This window comes from Lysinibacillus parviboronicapiens (assembly GCF_003049575.1).
GTDB lineage: Bacteria > Bacillota > Bacilli > Bacillales_A > Planococcaceae > Lysinibacillus > Lysinibacillus parviboronicapiens.
Genome location: NZ_PYWI01000007.1, coordinates 19,169 through 35,802, shown reverse-complemented (window position 1 = coordinate 35,802; position 16,634 = coordinate 19,169). Strand labels below are relative to the sequence as shown.

At 38.9% G+C, this 16,634-nt stretch carries 17 protein-coding genes; 6 read left to right on the top strand and 11 right to left on the bottom strand.

All coding sequences use genetic code 11. The features are described from left to right. Positions 1-3 precede the first annotated feature (3 nt). The 3 genes from cysW to C9J35_RS08220 are packed head-to-tail and all read right to left on the bottom strand — an operon-like array spanning position 4 to position 2,789. On the bottom strand, positions 4-879 hold the full coding sequence (gene cysW, locus C9J35_RS08230) for a sulfate ABC transporter permease subunit CysW (RefSeq protein WP_107924127.1): 876 nt from the start codon (positions 877-879) through the stop codon (positions 4-6). Positions 880-891: 12 nt separating this feature from the next. Continuing rightward, positions 892-1,725, bottom strand: a complete 834-nt coding sequence (gene cysT / locus C9J35_RS08225) for a sulfate ABC transporter permease subunit CysT (RefSeq protein ID WP_107924126.1) — start codon at positions 1,723-1,725, stop codon at positions 892-894. Between the two features lie 11 nt (positions 1,726-1,736). Then, entirely contained in the window at positions 1,737-2,789 is a 1,053-nt protein-coding gene (locus C9J35_RS08220; protein ID WP_107924125.1) for a sulfate ABC transporter substrate-binding protein, read from the bottom strand. An 865-nt stretch (positions 2,790-3,654) separates the two neighbouring features. On the opposite strand from C9J35_RS08220, the gene C9J35_RS08215 reads away from it, so the two are divergent. From C9J35_RS08215 to cysC, 4 genes are read left to right on the top strand one after another with little or no spacing between them, the layout of a single operon-like run. Continuing rightward, on the top strand, positions 3,655-4,356 hold the full coding sequence (locus tag C9J35_RS08215; protein WP_107924124.1) for a phosphoadenylyl-sulfate reductase: 702 nt from the start codon (positions 3,655-3,657) through the stop codon (positions 4,354-4,356). Between the two features lie 12 nt (positions 4,357-4,368). Further along, positions 4,369-5,433: a sulfate permease gene (gene cysP, locus C9J35_RS08210; RefSeq protein WP_107924123.1), complete on the top strand. Its 1,065-nt coding sequence runs from the start codon at positions 4,369-4,371 to the stop codon at positions 5,431-5,433. Between the two features lie 41 nt (positions 5,434-5,474). Next, positions 5,475-6,614 carry a sulfate adenylyltransferase gene (gene sat, locus C9J35_RS08205; protein WP_107924122.1) on the top strand — a complete coding sequence of 380 codons (1,140 nt, stop codon included), beginning with the start codon at positions 5,475-5,477 and terminating at the stop codon, positions 6,612-6,614. Then, positions 6,611-7,204: an adenylyl-sulfate kinase gene (cysC, locus tag C9J35_RS08200; RefSeq protein WP_107924121.1), complete on the top strand. Its 594-nt coding sequence runs from the start codon at positions 6,611-6,613 to the stop codon at positions 7,202-7,204. The genes sat and cysC overlap by 4 nt, the downstream gene beginning before the upstream one ends. Before the next feature lie 75 nt (positions 7,205-7,279). Here the strand turns inward: cysC and mnhG are convergent, their stop codons facing one another. The 7 genes from mnhG to C9J35_RS08165 are packed head-to-tail and all read right to left on the bottom strand — an operon-like array spanning position 7,280 to position 13,038. Next, positions 7,280-7,648, bottom strand: a complete 369-nt coding sequence (gene mnhG / locus C9J35_RS08195; RefSeq protein WP_054767615.1) for a monovalent cation/H(+) antiporter subunit G — start codon at positions 7,646-7,648, stop codon at positions 7,280-7,282. Beyond that, positions 7,632-7,913, bottom strand: coding sequence for a Na(+)/H(+) antiporter subunit F1 (locus C9J35_RS08190; protein ID WP_054767616.1), 282 nt, complete (start codon positions 7,911-7,913; stop codon positions 7,632-7,634). Before C9J35_RS08190 ends, mnhG begins: the two co-directional genes overlap by 17 nt. Further along, positions 7,910-8,389 (bottom strand): Na+/H+ antiporter subunit E, encoded by a 480-nt coding sequence (locus tag C9J35_RS08185; protein ID WP_107924120.1) that lies wholly within the window; start codon positions 8,387-8,389, stop codon positions 7,910-7,912. Before C9J35_RS08185 ends, C9J35_RS08190 begins: the two co-directional genes overlap by 4 nt. 4 nt (positions 8,390-8,393) lie before the next feature. Further along, positions 8,394-9,881, bottom strand: coding sequence for a Na+/H+ antiporter subunit D (locus tag C9J35_RS08180; RefSeq protein WP_107924119.1), 1,488 nt, complete (start codon positions 9,879-9,881; stop codon positions 8,394-8,396). Further along, on the bottom strand, positions 9,874-10,215 hold the full coding sequence (locus C9J35_RS08175) for a Na(+)/H(+) antiporter subunit C (RefSeq protein WP_010857512.1): 342 nt from the start codon (positions 10,213-10,215) through the stop codon (positions 9,874-9,876). The genes C9J35_RS08180 and C9J35_RS08175 overlap by 8 nt, the downstream gene beginning before the upstream one ends. Next, positions 10,215-10,637, bottom strand: coding sequence for a Na(+)/H(+) antiporter subunit B (locus tag C9J35_RS08170; RefSeq protein WP_054767617.1), 423 nt, complete (start codon positions 10,635-10,637; stop codon positions 10,215-10,217). The genes C9J35_RS08175 and C9J35_RS08170 overlap by 1 nt, the downstream gene beginning before the upstream one ends. After that, positions 10,624-13,038: a Na+/H+ antiporter subunit A gene (locus C9J35_RS08165; RefSeq protein ID WP_107924118.1), complete on the bottom strand. Its 2,415-nt coding sequence runs from the start codon at positions 13,036-13,038 to the stop codon at positions 10,624-10,626. The genes C9J35_RS08170 and C9J35_RS08165 overlap by 14 nt, the downstream gene beginning before the upstream one ends. 155 nt (positions 13,039-13,193) lie before the next feature. Here C9J35_RS08165 and C9J35_RS08160 point away from each other — a divergent pair, with 155 nt between their 5' ends. After that, the gene (locus C9J35_RS08160) at positions 13,194-13,757 is read left to right on the top strand and encodes a DUF5366 family protein (RefSeq protein WP_054767618.1); all 564 of its coding nucleotides are present in this window, start codon (positions 13,194-13,196) and stop codon (positions 13,755-13,757) included. A gap of 132 nt (positions 13,758-13,889) precedes the next feature. Here the strand turns inward: C9J35_RS08160 and C9J35_RS08155 are convergent, their stop codons facing one another. Next, complete coding sequence (locus C9J35_RS08155) at positions 13,890-15,740, bottom strand: transglycosylase domain-containing protein (protein ID WP_107924117.1); 1,851 nt, start codon at positions 15,738-15,740, stop codon at positions 13,890-13,892. Between the two features lie 302 nt (positions 15,741-16,042). Here C9J35_RS08155 and C9J35_RS08150 point away from each other — a divergent pair, with 302 nt between their 5' ends. Further along, positions 16,043-16,630, top strand: coding sequence for a peptidylprolyl isomerase (locus tag C9J35_RS08150; protein ID WP_107924116.1), 588 nt, complete (start codon positions 16,043-16,045; stop codon positions 16,628-16,630). Positions 16,631-16,634: the final 4 nt, after the last annotated feature.

Below are 16,634 nucleotides of genomic sequence, written 5' to 3'. Positions count from 1 at the left end.
CCATTAAACTGATTTTGATTTCCAAGCGACGATATCTTTGATAATGAGTGTTAAAATTGCAATCACACTCATGAGCGAAGCAACGGCAAAAGCTGCCGAGAATTGATATTCATTGTATAAAATTTCAATATGGAGCGGCATCGTATTCGTCATGCCACGAATATGGCCAGAGACAACGGAAACAGCGCCGAATTCTCCAATGGCACGTGCGTTACATAATATCAGGCCATAAAATAATCCCCATTTAATATTTGGTAGTGTGACATACCAAAATGTTTTAAAGCCATTTGCACCGAGTGAGATAGACGCTTCCTCTTCGGATGTTCCCTGTGCCTGCATGAGTGGAATGAGCTCTCTAGCAACAAAGGGTAAAGTTACAAAAATCGTAGCCAGCACAATACCGGGCAATGCGAAAACAATTTTGATGTCATTAGCAAAAAGCCAATCACCGAACAAACCTTGTGCTCCGAACAATAAAATAAAGACGAGGCCTGCAATAACAGGGGACACTGCGAACGGTAAATCAACAAGTGTCAGCAGAAGATTTTTCCCTTTAAAATTGAATTTTGTCAGTGCCCAAGCAGCCATTACACCAAAAATTGCATTTAAGGGAACCGCTATAGTGACAACGATTAAAGTCAGTTTGATAGCGGATAAAGCATCTGCATGCGTTATGGCCGCGAAATACACGGCCGCTCCTTTTTGAAAGGCAGTAATAAAAATTGACACGAGCGGCAACACGATAAAAAAAGCTAAAAAGGCTAATGCAATAAATGTCAAACTGTAGCGTATAAAACGTGGTTCTTGTAAGGCAGCAGACGTCGAAGCGACCGCATTTTTGGGAGGAGTGGCCTGCTCATTTGAGGTAGATTGTTCCATTAAAAAACCCTCCTAATGTACAAAGCGACGATTTGCCAGCCATTGTATCAGATTAATGGTGAATAATAGGACGAAGGAAGTGACAAGCATCACGACTGCAATAGAAGTAGCACCTGCATAATCATATTGTTCAAGCTTCGTCATAATGATTAATGGTGTAATTTCGGTTTTCATTGGCATATTTCCGGCGATAAACACAACCGATCCATATTCCCCTAAAGCACGTGCAAAGGCTAACGAAAAGCCTGTTAATATTGCAGGTAAAAGTTCTGGGAAAATAACTTTAATAAATGTTTGAAGACGTGTGGCGCCGAGACTTGCAGATGCTTCTTCAATTTCAGCACTAATATTTTGCAAAACTGGTTGCACAGTTCGTACAACGAATGGTAATCCGATAAATGTCAGGGCAATTATAATACCAAGTGGCGTAAAGGCAATTTTAAAATCAAAAATCCGCCCAATCCAACCATTTGGAGCATATAAAGAAGTTAAAGCAATCCCTGCAACTGCGGTAGGTAAGGCGAATGGTAAATCTACTAGTCCGTCAATAATACGTTTGAACGGAAAATGATAGCGCACAAGTACCCAAGCGATAATGGTGCCGAATAGTACATTGAGCAAGCCAGCAGCAAGCGCTGTGCCGAAGCTAAGTTTATAGGAGGCAACGGCACGTGGGTTGCTTACGATACTGGTAAACTCTGACCAACTTAAGGTCATCGTATGAATAAAAATCATTGCTAACGGCAGCAGTACAAGCAAACTAACATACAACATTGTGTACCCCAGCGAAAGATGGAAGCCGGGAATTATATGTGCTGGCTTCTTTTTTAATGTTAGGCTATTCATGAAATGCCTCCTTACTGTGGAACGTAAATTTCATCAAATGTTCCACCGTCTTTAAAATGTGTGTATTGTGCCTTTTCCCAACCGCCAAAGTCTTCAATCGAAATGAGTTCAAGAGTAGGGAATTGATCTTGATATTTGGCAAGTATGTCAGCATTACGTGGACGATAGTAATTTTTAGCTGCAATTTCTTGCCCAATATCACTATATAAATGTTTTAAATAAGCCTCGGCCACTTCACGCGTACCTTTTTTATCTACAATTTTATCGACAATCGCAACAGGGGGTTCTGCTAAAATACTTAAAGAGGGTGTAATAATGTCAAATTCATCCTTACCTAATTCATTCAATGATAAATAGGCTTCGTTCTCCCAAGCGATTAAAACATCGCCAATTTCACGTTCAACAAATGTAGTTGTTGAGCCACGTGCGCCGGAATCTAGGACCTCTACATTGCTATACAATGCCGTCATAAATTCTTTTATCTTCGCTTCATCCTTGTTATACAGCTTTGCTGCATATGCCCAAGCAGCTAAGTAATTCCAACGAGCACCACCTGATGTTTTAGGATTGGGTGTTATTACGGAGACATCGTCTTTTGTGAGGTCATTCCAATCTTGTATCGCCTTTGGATTCCCTTTGCGTACTAAAAAGACAATTGTCGAAGTATACGGTGTAGAGTTACTTTCAAATTCTGATTGCCAATCTTTGTTTAACAATTCACGCGTTTGAGCGATTTCATCAATATCATAGGCAAGAGCTAGCGTTACTACATCAGCTTCGAGACCGTCAATGACTGCACGCCCCTGTTTGCCAGAGCCGCCATGCGATTGTTGTATGGTAACATCCTGACCTGTTTCGGTTTTCCATTTAGCGATAAAATCATTGTTAAATTCTTGATAAAGTTCACGAGTTGGATCATAAGAAACATTTAATAGTTCAACAGATTTTTTTGTTTCCCCAGTGCTTGCATCTTCGTTGGAAGAACTCGTGTTGCATCCTGTTAAGGTCAGTGTTAATGCACCTAATAGTGCCAACGATTGAAAAATATGTTTTCTTTTCTTCATAAAAAACCTCTCCCTTTTTGTCAAAAAACGCAAAAGACCATCTATCTCACTTACAGTTGTAAGTCTTTGGATAGATGGCCTTCAGATTCTCTGATCAGCTTTTTATTTATTTGTTTGCAATCATAGTTCTACATTAAACATATATTTCCTATTAGTCAACAAGGAATTGAAATAAAAAAGATAATTTAGAAAAGTGTGCTAATTGCTGGTGTATTGAATAGTACTCGGCCTATTCATTGTTCAACTGTTGTTTCTTCAATAGTATCAAGACGCATGGCTTTATCTTTCATAATTGTATGATACATTATGAATTTCGGCTTTTTTAGGCATATAGGTTAATAAAGCGTGAAGGTGTATGTAGCAAAAGACAGCTATTATGAATAAAATAGTTCGTAAACATGATTCGTGACATATAATGTATAAGAGAAGAGCGAGAAAGATTAGGATGTAATTGAAAATAAGTTTATTTTTTTCAAAAAACCTAGTTGACTACTAGGTGAAATATAGTTTATATTAAAATATAATAAGTGTGATAGTTGTATGGGGTGTGAATGACCAGTACACAATTACCAATAAGAGCTGGCTAGTCAAACTAGAGGCGTTTTAACGTAGGCATGTAGTATTTTTGTGCCTATTGTTAGAACGCCTTTTTATGTTGATTTAGCGGGGCGTCCAAGCGCTAACTATATTAGCAATTCTTTGGCCCAATAAGTCGTCGTTGTGGATATACGGAAATTTTATGCATCGTACAGGCCAACGTACAATTCAAAAATTGTAAATTAGTTTCGTTGCATGAAGAGAAGTGAAAACAAGGCGACAAGTACGATTACGCAGAGACGTAGTTGATTTTTATGAGGGGGATTACATGTTAACGTATGAAACTTGGCAAGAGCCAACAATCGTCTTTGAACAGGATGAGACATATAAGGCTGCGCTTGAGGTTTTACGCTGGAGTTATGGAGAATATGGTGAAGAAATCGTCTATGCCTGTAGTTTTGGGATTGAGGGGATTGTTTTAATTGATCTTATCTCTAAAGTGAAGCCAACCGCAACCATTGTCTTTTTAGACACAGATGTTCATTTTAAGGAAACATATGAAACGATTGATCGGGTAAAGGAAAAATATCCACAGCTTAATATTATTTTAAAAAAATCAGCACTTACACTTGAGGAACAGGCAAACCAATTTGGTCATGAATTATGGAAAAAAAACCCAAATAAGTGTTGTGAAATTCGCAAAACGCTACCTTTAAATGAGGCGCTAGCAGGTGCAAAGGCATGGATATCAGGATTACGTCGTGAGCAATCCCCAACACGAATGAATACAAACTTTATTAATCGCGATGACAAATTTAAGTCCATTAAAATTTGCCCACTTATTCATTGGACCTGGAAGGATGTATGGCGTTACGTTTCAAAACATAATTTGCCATATAATCCATTGCATGATAAAGGTTATCCAAGCATTGGCTGTGAGCACTGTACACAACCAGCATTTAATATGGATGATCTGCGTTCAGGCAGGTGGCAAGGATCTGGCAAAACTGAGTGTGGGTTACACGAATAAGGGAGTGTTGCCATGCTAGAATATATTGCCATTGCCATTAGTTTATTTTTTGCTATGAATATTGGCGCAAGTGGTGCTGCTGCGTCAATGGGGGTTGCTTACGGTGCAGGTGCGATAACAAAGGCTTGGCAAGCGCTGTTGATTTGTGCAGTAGGTGTTTTTGCTGGAGCAGTGCTTGGCGGTGGTGAAGTTGTCAAGACGATAAGCGCAGGCATTATGCCGCAGGAGTATATTACCGTAAAGATTGTGATTATTATTTTAATCTCTGCAACGAGTTCTTTATTCCTTGCCAATCTGTTAGGTATTCCGTTATCGACCAGTGAAGTAACAGTGGGTGCTGTTGTAGGAGTAGGGATTGCCTACAAAGTGCTTTACGTTAAGTCTTTGCTAATCATCGTGTCCTTTTGGGTGCTTGTGCCTATCATCGCATTTATTGTGGCACTGTTCTTTGGAAAATTGCTGTATAAATTAAAAAACAGAGGGTGTTTAAAAAACCGACCAATACTAACAGTTTTGTTAGTGTTTGCGGGATTTTTTGAAGCCTTCTCAGCAGGAATGAATAATGTCGCCAATGCAGTTGGTCCACTTGTTGGTGCTGGTATGATGACTGTGACAAATGGCATTTGGCTTGGCGGGGCCTTTGTAGCACTCGGTGCAATGCTTCTCGGCAAGCGGGTACTAGAAACAAACGGAAAAAAAATTGTGCGTTTTGAAAAGGCAGAGGGCATTCTTATTTCAACTACAGGTGCAGTGCTAGTAGGTATAAGCTCTGTATTTGGGCTGCCAGTTCCCTTAACACAAGTTACATCCTCCTCTATTATTGGAATGGGGATGGCTAAAAACGGAAAGCAAATTTTCCATAAGCATATTGTAAAAAAAATTATTCGTATTTGGATTGTGTCACCTATCTTGTCATTGGCGATTTCTTATGGCCTTGTCCAACTTTTTATGGAGAAGGATTTATATGCCATTGTTTTAATGGGAAGTATAATTGTCGGAACGCTTGGTGCGATTAGTTTAGTACGTACAGTGCGTGAAGAGGAACGAGCAATATATAATGCAGGTGAAGGTATTTAATATAAAACAAAGTAATTTAATTAGTCTAGGAGGAAATTCACATGAGCTTACAACCACATGGCGGTACATTAGTGCAAGCCTATAATCCACAAAAGACAATTACACATATTAAGAAGGAAATTGACATCGATGTGATGGCATTGAGTGATTTAGAGCTTATTGCAATTGGTGGTTATAGTCCAATTGATGGTTTTTTAACAAAGGAAGATTATGAATCTGTTGTAGAAAATACTCGTCTAGCTTCTGGTATTGTTTGGAGTATTCCTATTACACTACCTGTTTCGAAAGAAACTTCTGCAAGCCTGCAAGTGGGGGATGAGGTGAAGTTAGTACATGCTGGTGAGGCTTATGGTGTCATAGTTATAGCTGATATTTATGAGCCAGATAAGCACAAAGAGGCGTTACTTGTTTATGGTACAAAGGATTTAGCGCATCCAGGTGTTAAAAAATTGCATGATCGTCCAAGTATTTATATTGGTGGTAAAGTCATACTTATAAAGCGACTTGAGAAAAAATTCCCAGCTTATTCATTCGATCCGCTTGAAACACGTCAGCTATTTGCAAAGAAGAACTGGCATACCATTGTCGGCTTCCAGACACGTAATCCTGTCCATCGGGCACATGAGTACATTCAAAAGGCGGCGTTGGAAACAATCGATGGTTTGTTTTTAAATCCATTAGTAGGTGAAACAAAGTCAGATGATGTATCTGCAGCCATTCGTATGGAAAGCTATGAGGTTTTACTAAAAAATTATTATCCAGAGCACCGTGTACAACTCGGAGTATTCCCAGCGGCAATGCGCTATGCAGGACCAAAGGAAGCTATTTTTCATGCATTGGTGCGTAAAAACTACGGCTGCACGCATTTTATTGTTGGACGTGACCATGCAGGGGTTGGTGATTACTATGGCACCTATGATGCACAAAAAATCTTTGAACAATTCACAGAATCTGAACTAGGGATTGTCCCATTAAAGTTCGAACACAGTTTTTATTGTAGTAAGTGTGAGGGCATGGCAACAACGAAAACTTGTCCACATGACAGCACCTCACATGTGATTCTATCGGGCACAAAGGTACGTGAAATGTTACGAAATGGCGAGGTACCCCCAAGTACATTTAGTCGAGCAGAGGTTGTTGAGGTGCTGATTAGAGGAATGCGTAAGGAGGTACTCAATTGACTTCAAATATCGTTTGGCATAAGTCTTCAATTTCAAAGCAGGAGCGTCGTCAACAAAACAAACACCAAAGCTTTATTTTATGGTTTACAGGTTTATCTGCTTCAGGAAAATCATCCGTCGCGAATGCTTTTGCACGCACCTTGTTTGAAAGAGGCAATCAAGCTTTCGTATTAGATGGTGATAATGTGCGTCATGGCTTAAATAATGATTTAGGCTTTGGAGAAGCAGATCGCAAAGAAAATATTCGACGTATCGGGGAAGTCTCTAAACTCTTTGTAGAGAGCGGTCAAATTGTTCTCACGGCCTTTATATCACCATACCGAGCAGATCGACAAATTGTTCGTGATTTAATGGGAGAGGGAGAATTTTTAGAGGTCTATGTAAAATGCTCAGTGGAGACATGTGAAAAACGTGATCCAAAAGGTCTTTATAAAAAAGCACGCAATGCGGAAATTCCAAACTTTACAGGTATTAGTGCACCGTATGAAGAACCACATCATCCAGAAGTGATGTTAGATACTGAGCAACATTCTATTGAGCAATGTGTAGAACAGTTAACTGCCATTTTAACAGACAAAGGCTATATCTAGAAACATAAAAAACGACAATCCATTGCATTACAACGGATTGTCGTTTTTATGTTGAAATATATAAATGTTAGTGGTTTATTTAATTCCTTGCTCCTTTTTCATGTTGTCGATTTCAGAGGCAAGGTCATCACGTACTGTTCCTTTCCAAGGCTTAACACCTGCAATATAAGAGGAACGGGTCATAATATGTCCACCAACAGGACCTGTGATGAATAGAAATAAAATGCCTAATAAAATACGGGGATTAAAGTGATCTTCAATAAGCCAAAAGTGAAAGAAGACGCCAATCAGCACACACATGACACCAAGTGTTGCACTTTTAGAAGCAGCATGGGCGCGAGTGTACAAATCAGGTAGACGAATTAGCCCAATGGCTGTCACAACAATAAATAGTACCCCGACAGAAATGAAAAAGATAACTAAACTATTAGCGAGAATTGTCACGTTTAATGATATCTCCCTTCTCTATAAATTTAGAGAAAGCAACAGTACCGATGAACGATAAAATCGCTAACAATAACACAATTTCCAAGAAGAAGCTTGTTTCAACCAATATGGAAAACAGTCCGATTAACGAAATTAGTGAGACACCAAGTGAATCCAGTGCTACAACACGGTCAGATGCAGAGGGTCCCTTAACCATACGATAAATCACTGCAATCATTGATAAGCAAATCACTACAATTGAGGCCATGATAAACGTCATCATGATTTACTCACCTCCAAAATGGCTTTTTCAAATGAATCCCGAATGGAAGCAATGGCATCATCGACATCACTAATATCAATTGCATGGACATACAATGTTTTTGCATCATCCGATACATGTACCACTACCGTCCCAGGTGTTAGTGTAATAAGACTTGATAATAAAGTAATTTCCCAGTCCTCGCGTAAAACCGTAGGGTAAGCAAAGAATGCAGGTTGCATATCCAATTTTGGCCTTAAAACAACTTGTAGTACTTGGATATTGGCTAATATTAATTCTTTTAGAAAGAGAATAGTGAGCTTGATGATTGCCCATATTCGGAAAACATATAGTCGCGATGAAAAAAATCTGCGCATGATGACTAGTAGGATAATACCGAGTATGAAGCCAACTAGAAAACCAGTTGCTGTGTAATTAGATGATAGGAACATCCAAACGAAGGCAAGAGCAAAATTTAATATGATTTGAAATGCCATAGCTCTAATCCTCCTTCATTACAGCATCTATATATATAGATGGATCATTTAATAATTTAGCAGCATCGTCCATAAATGGTGTCAGCCATTCTGTACCAACACCGTATGCTACTGTAATTAGCACTAACAGCACAGTAGGCACAAATAGTGTAGTATAGACTTTTTTATCGACAGTGCCCTTCGTTTCCTTTTCCTCACCCCAGAAGGCATAAAGGAAGATACGAATAACAGAAAGCAAGACAAGCAGAGAGGAAGCTAAAATGAAAATACTACTCCACATGCTACCAGCTTCAAAGCCCCCCTGGACGATTAACAATTTCCCGACGAAACCACTCAGTGGAGGTATCCCTGCTAAACCAAAAGCAGCGATTAAATAGAACCAGCCTAGTGCCGGATACTTCTTCATAAGACCACCCATTTTACGTAAGTCGGATGTGCCTGTAATGTAAATCACAATGCCAATTAGCATAAAGAGCGCCGCTTTTATCAACATGTCATGAATTAAATAAAACATCGCACCTTTAAGGGCAGTTTCATTCATTTGAGATACGCCGAATAAAATGACGCCTACGGCAATGACAATGTTGTAAATAATAATGAGCTTAACATCGAAATAAGCAAGTGCCCCAATACAGCCTGCAATAATAGTAGCAATTGCTAATGCCATTAGTAAATCATGTGTATACGATAAATCATAGACGAAAAACAACGTATAGGTACGCGTAATTGCGTATATTCCAACCTTCGTTAGCAATGCACCAAATAGAGTTAATACAGGAATTGGTGCTGCAGCATAGGATGTTGGGAGCCAGAAGTACAACGGGAAAATCGCCGCTTTAAGCCCAAATACCATTAAAAACAATACAGCAATGACTGTTACAATACCTGGTTGGTCAATTTCACCGATTTTCACCGCGATGTCTGCCATATTCAACGTACCAACAACGGAATATAGGAAGGCTACGGTAATCACAAATAATGCTGATGAAATAACATTAATTAAAATATACTTGATAGAGCCCATAAGCTGTTGCTTTTCGCCACCCAATACAATCAGTAAGTATGATGACATCAACAGTACTTCAAAGAAGACGAATAAGTTAAAAATATCACCTGTCGTAAAGGCGCCATTTACACCAGTTAAAATAAACATAATACCAGGATAGTAGAAGAAGCGTTCACGTTCTTTTGTGATTGAGCCAAAGCCATACCACACGACAAAAAGAGTAATCAGAAGAGTCGTTGTGACCAGTAATGCAGATACCATATCCGATACCATAGTAATGCCGTAAGGAACAGGCCAATCACCAAATGTGACCTTTTGTATCCCATCATTTTTTACTTTTATTAGTAGTGCAATCGCTGATACGAGAGCCAGTCCAATACCGAGTAACGCAAATGTACGTTGGTATTTTAAATTTTTTTGACCGAACATTAAAATCATGCCGAAGAAGAACGGGATGATGATCGGTAGCAGAAGGAAGTTATTCATCCTCATCACTTCCTCTCATTAAACTAATATCATCCGTTTCAAGCTCCTGATAGGAACGGTATGCAAGCACAAGGAAGAAGGCCGTTACGCCGAAGCTAATAACGATTGCTGTTAAGATGAGTGCTTGTGGTAACGGATCGGCAAATGTTTTTGCACCTTCTGTTAAAACAGGGGGTGCTTCTCCTCCAAGACCACCCATTGTTAAAATAAGCAAATGAGCCCCATGACTGAGTAGCCCCGTACCTATAATAATGCGCAATAAACTTTTAGATAAAATTAAATAAACTGCTGCCATGAACAAGAAGCCAATAACAAACGCCATAATTATTTCCATTATTCATCCTCCCCAATCGTTTGAATAATGGTCATCGTAACGCCGACAACAACCAAGTAAACGCCGCCATCAAAGAGCATTGCCGTGTGTAATGACTGTTTGCCAAGAAGCGGTAAATCGAAATAATCAAAGAAGTGAGTGAAAAACGGCTCTCCAAGAAACATTGGAAACGCTGCTGTTGAAAGTGCTAATAATAAGCCAGTTGCCGTTAAGTACGTATAATTAAAAGGTAATACAGTGCGTACTGTTTTTAAATCAAAGGCAAGTACCAATAATACAATGGCACTGGATGTTAAAAGTCCACCGACAAAGCCGCCTCCTGGTGTATAATGTCCAGCCATAAAAATATGAATGGAGAAGAAGAAAATAATGAAGAACACAATTTTTGCTGTGAATTGAAGAATCACATCATTTGTTTTCATGTGCTTTCTCCTTTCTATTCATGCGAAGCTTAATCATAGCTAAAATAGCCATACCTGCAATGCTTAATACTGTAATTTCAAACAACGTATCGAAACCACGATAGTCTACTAAAATAACGTTGACGATGTTCCCTCCACCTGCTAAAGAATAGACTGTTTCCTTGTAATATTTTGAAATGGACGGGATCAGCTTTTGCGAGTGAGCTGATAATGCTATCAACGTTACCATTACACCAACTGCGATTGATATGATTGCACGATTTAATTGAAAGCGCATACGTTCTTCACGTTTCCCAAGCTTTGGAAGATGATAAAACGCCAGTAGGAATAATGCGACAGAAATCGTTTCAATGACAAGCTGAGTTAACGCTAAATCAGGAGCATTAAAAATAACGAAGAATAATGCTACTGTATAGCCAACTGAACCGAGACCAATTATTGCGGTCAAGCGTGATTTTGCTAATATCGTTGTCGCAGTGCCGATAACTAAGACGATTATTAGAATAATTTGATAGGACCGAATTGGTGCTGCCCCTTCAAAGGAAATTGAAAAAGCATCTTTCACAAATAAAGTACCAAGCACGATTGCTACAATACCGCTAAACATATAAAGTAAGTAATGGCGCATTGAGCCGGTCATATAAAGACGGGAGATACGATATAAACCAACATCTAATCCTTGCATAATTTTGTCGTATGCATTATTAAATGTGAGTGAACGTGGGAATAAATTGTAAAGGCCCTGCCATTTCGGTAAGGCTACAAACAATAAAACGCCTATAATCACAATACCTATTGTCATAAACAATTCAGGTTGTAAGCCATGCCAAGCTGAGACATGGATATCGATAGCACTAGGTGAATCATATAAAAATGGCTGAATAGCTTGTACAGCCGGCTTTACAAAAGTGTCACCAATTAGATTAGGAATGAAGAATATAATGACAACGAATGCTGCTAAAATCATTGGTGAAATCAACATACCAATTGGTGCCTCATGTGGTTTACGCGGGAATTGTTCTGGTTTATATTGTCCAGCGAATGTTCTAAATACAAAGTAGAAACTATAGATAAATGTAAAAATACTTGCAATCCAAGCTACAATCGGGAAGAGTGCTCCCCAAGTATCAAAGCCGAACAATTCGAATTCATTAAGAGCAAGCATTGCTGATAAAAACATTTCTTTACTCAAGAAGCCATTGAATGGTGGCAAGCCTGCCATCGAAAAGCTTCCTATTGCTGCCACTGTAAAACTGAGTGGCATAATACTCATTAATCCACCGAGCTTCCGTATATCGCGGGTACCAGTTTCATGATCGATAATACCAGCAATCATGAATAAGCTACCTTTGAATGTTGCGTGGTTAATCAGGTGGAAAATGGCTGCGAAGGCTGCGAATTTAAACACTAAATCAGCTGCACCATTCACATGAAACGCCACTGCGCCTCCGCCCAGTAACGACATAATCAGTCCAAGTTGGCTGACAGTAGAGAACGCAAGAATCCCTTTTAAATCCGTTTGTTTCAAGGCAAAGAAAGAACCCCAGAATAACGTTAATAAACCTACGCCTGTTACAAGCCACACCCAAAGTTCTGAAACGGCAAAAATTGGTGTAAAGCGAGCAACTAAGTATAAACCAGCTTTGACCATTGTTGCGGAGTGTAGGTATGCACTAACTGGTGTTGGCGCTTCCATTGCATCTGGTAACCAAATGTAGAATGGGAACTGCGCAGATTTCGTAAATGCACCTAATAGCAATAATACTAACGACCATGTAAACAATGGATGCCCCACTAAATCTGGTGCAATGACAATGAGTTCACGAATTGAATACGTTCCACCCATTATAGAAAGAAGAATAAATCCCCCTAACATCATTAAACCGCCGCCAACTGTAATCATCATGGACTTCAGTGCACCGAAACGAGAAGCATCACGAGTGTACCAGTAGCCTATTAGTAGGAACGAAGATATCGACGTTAATTCCCAGAAGAAGTACAAAGTAATTAAATGGTCAGATTGCACAACCCCTAGCATGGCAGACATAAATAGTAATAAGTAAACATAAAAATTATGTAGTTTTTCTTTATGTTTATCTAAGTAGAAAATCGAGTAAAGCACAACAAGTGAACCGATCCCCGTGATAAGTAACGAGAACAGCAAACTAAGTCCGTCTAAATAAGAAACGACAGAAATATCAAGCGATGGAATCCAAGGAAGTTCAGCTTGGAATACTTCACCCTTTGCAACTTTTGCAATATAAGAGGCATAAATAATCACGAGAGTAGCAGGTACTGCAAGAACGAACCAGCCTGTATGAATATTTTTTATGCTCTTATATAAGAATGGTACTAATATCGCAGCAAGCATAGGGATGAAAATATAAAGTACTTGTAACAAAAAAATCCTCCTTTATGCAAGTAAGTATAGTAATTATAACGTACTTTCAAAGGTAATGCATATGCACCATTGGGATTTAGCTTGCGAGAACGGAAGAATTTTCGCTATATTATAAATAGGAAGTTATCAACTGAAAAAGAGGAAAAAAATTTTTTATGAGGAATCCTTATATCTATGGTTATTTACCATTAATTACAATTTCTTTATTTAGTTTAACATTTGGCATGTATGCAGTAGGAGAATCGCTGCGGATATTTCAGTCCATTGGGGTATATTCTGGCATGCGCGAATTTTTATCGGATTTTGAGCTGCGTATTTTATTACTAATTGTCTTTGCAATGATTTTTTTTATGATGTTTTCAGCATTAAAGCTAATCGGAGAGACAATTCATGAGCTCGGCATGTTATTTTTCTCAAAAGATAGTGAAGGCACGACGGTGAGCCAGGCACGGGGTGGCTACGTCATCCTATTTATTGGCGCCATGTGTTCCGCGTTTGCTATTCAATCGATTTATGTTTTAGTCGGTATATTTATCCTCACTGTCTTTGTTTATTTTATATACCTAATCTATAAAATGAGTCACTTTATATCAATGGGTGGAACGATGGGCTTACTAGTATTTGAGCTTCTTATGTGGACATTATTATTATCGCTAGTAGTTTATGTGATTTTGAAATTGTATAACGGTATCTTGGCCAGCTTACCGTTTGCTAAGTAATAAAGTATCTATTAAATATGTAACTATTAGAAAATTAAAGTTACATAGATGCTTTTTGCTGCTCAATTTCTAGAAGACAAAAAAGTATGCTAGGAGACCTCCCAGCATACTTTTTTTCTGTTGGTTCAACCCTTAATCTAGCAGTACATTAAAAAGTTGATGATGAATTTTGTAAGCTTCTAGCTTCTCCATGGACTGTGGTTTGTCGTAGCCAAGCCAGACAGCTGCTGTGTATTTACTGTTTAAGCCCGCAAGCCAGTAGTCACGATAGTCATTCGTGGTACCCGTTTTAGCGCCAATATAGTCACTAGTGCTATACACCCCTTGCCCTGTGCCATTTGCAACAACATCTGCTAACAATGCACGCATATACTTTACCGTTTTTGGAGACCAAATTTGATCGCGCTCGGTATTCCAACTATATAGCTCTGTTCCATCATTTGCGGTTACTTTACGAATGCTATGAGCAAGAACATAAGAGCCATCAATAAAGCTCGTATAGGCATCTGCTAGTTCTAAGGCAGTAACACCATAAGTTAGCCCTCCTAGTGAAGTTGCATAGTTATGATCCTCTGCAACGATCGAACGGAAGTGGAAACGATCTAGGTAACTAAACGAATTCTCAACACCTACTGTATTGTATAGACGAAGAGCCGAGGTATTGTAGCTGTGCCGGAATGCAGTACGAATTGGCACATCTCCGTATAAGTAGCCACCGTAATTTTGGGGACAAAATGAACCAACACAATAACGTCCACCATTGACGGTGGAATCGGGTGTGTGGGTTGTTGTTTCAAAAAAAGGCGCGTATACGGCCAATGGCTTAAAGGCAGATCCTGGTTGGCGCACACCTTGATAGGCACGATGATAATCATATTTTGCGTAGTTTTTACCAGCATAAATACTGACGACTTCTCGTGATGCATTATCAATGACTGTACCAGCTGCCTGTAATTGTCCTGTACCTAAAATTGCTGTCATGCGTTCCTCATCAAGAGCTTGTTTGTGAGGATCCAATGCGGTGTGAATTGTTAAACCATTTTGAAATAACGTCTTGAGACGATTATCTAGCTGGACTTGTATTTGTTTCTTTTCTTCCTCACTTTGCGTGTTAGTAAGACGATCAGCATAGCCTTCCTTCTCTGCAACAAGCCAACGTAGTTCCTGTAAAACATATGTGCTATACATTGGATAACTTTGAATTTTATGTTTAACATTCAAAGTAATTGTTTCTGCTTTATAGGCAGTGGCATCAGATAAGGTAATAGCACCGCTTGCTGCAAGGTTATCTAAAAGACGTTCCTGTCTCTCTTTTGTATGATGAAAGTTTTTCAAAGGGTTATAGAGTGATGGATTGTTTGGGATTGCTGAAATAAAAGCAATCTCGGCAACCGATAATTCTTGGAGTGGCTTTTGAAAATAATATGTTGCCGCTGCCCCAATACCATAAACCTGATTACTAAAATAGGATTCATTTAAGTACATCGTTAAAATGGTTTCTTTGTCAAATTCCTTTTCAAGCTCATAGGCATAAAAAAGCTCAGTCAATTTTCGCTCATACGTTTTTTCTTCCGATAAATAGCGCATGCGTACAAGTTGCTGTGTAATTGTACTACCACCCTGAGAAGTAGACTTTGCATTAGAATTGACTACTATGGCTCGAATGATGGCACTAAGGTCAAAGCCAATATGCTCATAAAAGTCTACGTCCTCACTGACGATAAAAATTTCCTGGGCAATTTGTGGAATCTCTTGTATTGTTAGTGGCTGTCGCCATTCGACATATTCTTCACTAAATGTTTGTCCATTCCGGTCAATAAGAATAACGGGAAGTTGCGCTTGTACTGCTGGTAAATGGATAGCATTTTCGATCTGTTCTTCATGTGCTTTAGCAGTACCCAATTCTGTCCGTATATTTGTGCTAATCCACCAAAGGAAGGGTAGACATAAAATAATAATAATAACACCAAAAGCCTTTTTCATGGATGCCTCCCGTCCTAAATAAGTCCTTCAACAGAATAACATAATTTGGATGGTTTCCAAATACGCGTTCGGACCTATTTCTACGCCAATAAACTATTACAATTCATTGTAGTGAATGCGTCTGCCCACTGTGAATAGAATTTATAACATTTTTCCTATGTGATGTTAAAAGTGCAAAAATCGTCAATACTTTGGTGAAGAAAACCTTTAGGAAGTGTGTTAGACTAATATGAGGTCAGAAATGATTTAATGTATGATCATTTCCGTTGAAACTGAAATTTTACTTTAAAGGAGAGACTCCCATGTTTCCACAATTAACAAAAGAAGTACAACCAGGCGAAGTACTAGTAGAAATGACGACAACTTTAGGTGCCATCAAAATTAAATTATTCCCAAAACAAGCACCTAAAACTGTTGAAAACTTCTTAGGCCATGCAAAATCAGGTTATTATAACGGCATTATTTTCCACCGTGTTATCCAAGACTTCATGATTCAAGGTGGCGACCCAACTGGAACAGGCATGGGCGGTGAATCAATTTGGGGTAACTCTTTCGAAGATGAATTCTCTGATGAATTATTTAACCTACGTGGTGCACTTTCAATGGCGAATGCTGGTCCAAACACAAACGGTTCTCAATTTTTTATCGTACAAATGAAGCACCTTCCAAGTGATATGCTACGCCAACTACAAGGCGCTGGCTTCCCAGAAGAAATTATCGAGGCCTATGCTCAAAATGGCGGTACACCTTGGTTAGACCATAAACACACTGTGTTCGGTCATGTTGTTGAAGGTATGGACATTATTGATAACATCGCGGATGTAGAAAAAGACGGCCGTGATAAGCCATTAGAAGATGTGAAAATTGAGTCAATTACAGTTTTTGAATAATAAT

Coding starts and splice junctions, on each gene's coding strand:
- cysW (WP_107924127.1), bottom strand. CDS start 879: ATGGAACAATCTACCTCAAATGAGCAGGCCACTCCTCCCAAAAATGCG.
- cysT (WP_107924126.1), bottom strand. CDS start 1,725: ATGAATAGCCTAACATTAAAAAAGAAGCCAGCACATATAATTCCCGGC.
- C9J35_RS08220 (WP_107924125.1), bottom strand. CDS start 2,789: ATGAAGAAAAGAAAACATATTTTTCAATCGTTGGCACTATTAGGTGCA.
- C9J35_RS08215 (WP_107924124.1), top strand. CDS start 3,655: ATGTTAACGTATGAAACTTGGCAAGAGCCAACAATCGTCTTTGAACAG.
- cysP (WP_107924123.1), top strand. CDS start 4,369: ATGCTAGAATATATTGCCATTGCCATTAGTTTATTTTTTGCTATGAAT.
- sat (WP_107924122.1), top strand. CDS start 5,475: ATGAGCTTACAACCACATGGCGGTACATTAGTGCAAGCCTATAATCCA.
- C9J35_RS08190 (WP_054767616.1), bottom strand. CDS start 7,913: ATGATGACGTTTATCATGGCCTCAATTGTAGTGATTTGCTTATCAATG.
- C9J35_RS08185 (WP_107924120.1), bottom strand. CDS start 8,389: ATGGCATTTCAAATCATATTAAATTTTGCTCTTGCCTTCGTTTGGATG.
- C9J35_RS08180 (WP_107924119.1), bottom strand. CDS start 9,881: ATGAATAACTTCCTTCTGCTACCGATCATCATCCCGTTCTTCTTCGGC.
- C9J35_RS08175 (WP_010857512.1), bottom strand. CDS start 10,215: ATGGAAATAATTATGGCGTTTGTTATTGGCTTCTTGTTCATGGCAGCA.
- C9J35_RS08170 (WP_054767617.1), bottom strand. CDS start 10,637: ATGAAAACAAATGATGTGATTCTTCAATTCACAGCAAAAATTGTGTTC.
- C9J35_RS08160 (WP_054767618.1), top strand. CDS start 13,194: ATGAGGAATCCTTATATCTATGGTTATTTACCATTAATTACAATTTCT.
- C9J35_RS08155 (WP_107924117.1), bottom strand. CDS start 15,740: ATGAAAAAGGCTTTTGGTGTTATTATTATTATTTTATGTCTACCCTTC.
- C9J35_RS08150 (WP_107924116.1), top strand. CDS start 16,043: ATGTTTCCACAATTAACAAAAGAAGTACAACCAGGCGAAGTACTAGTA.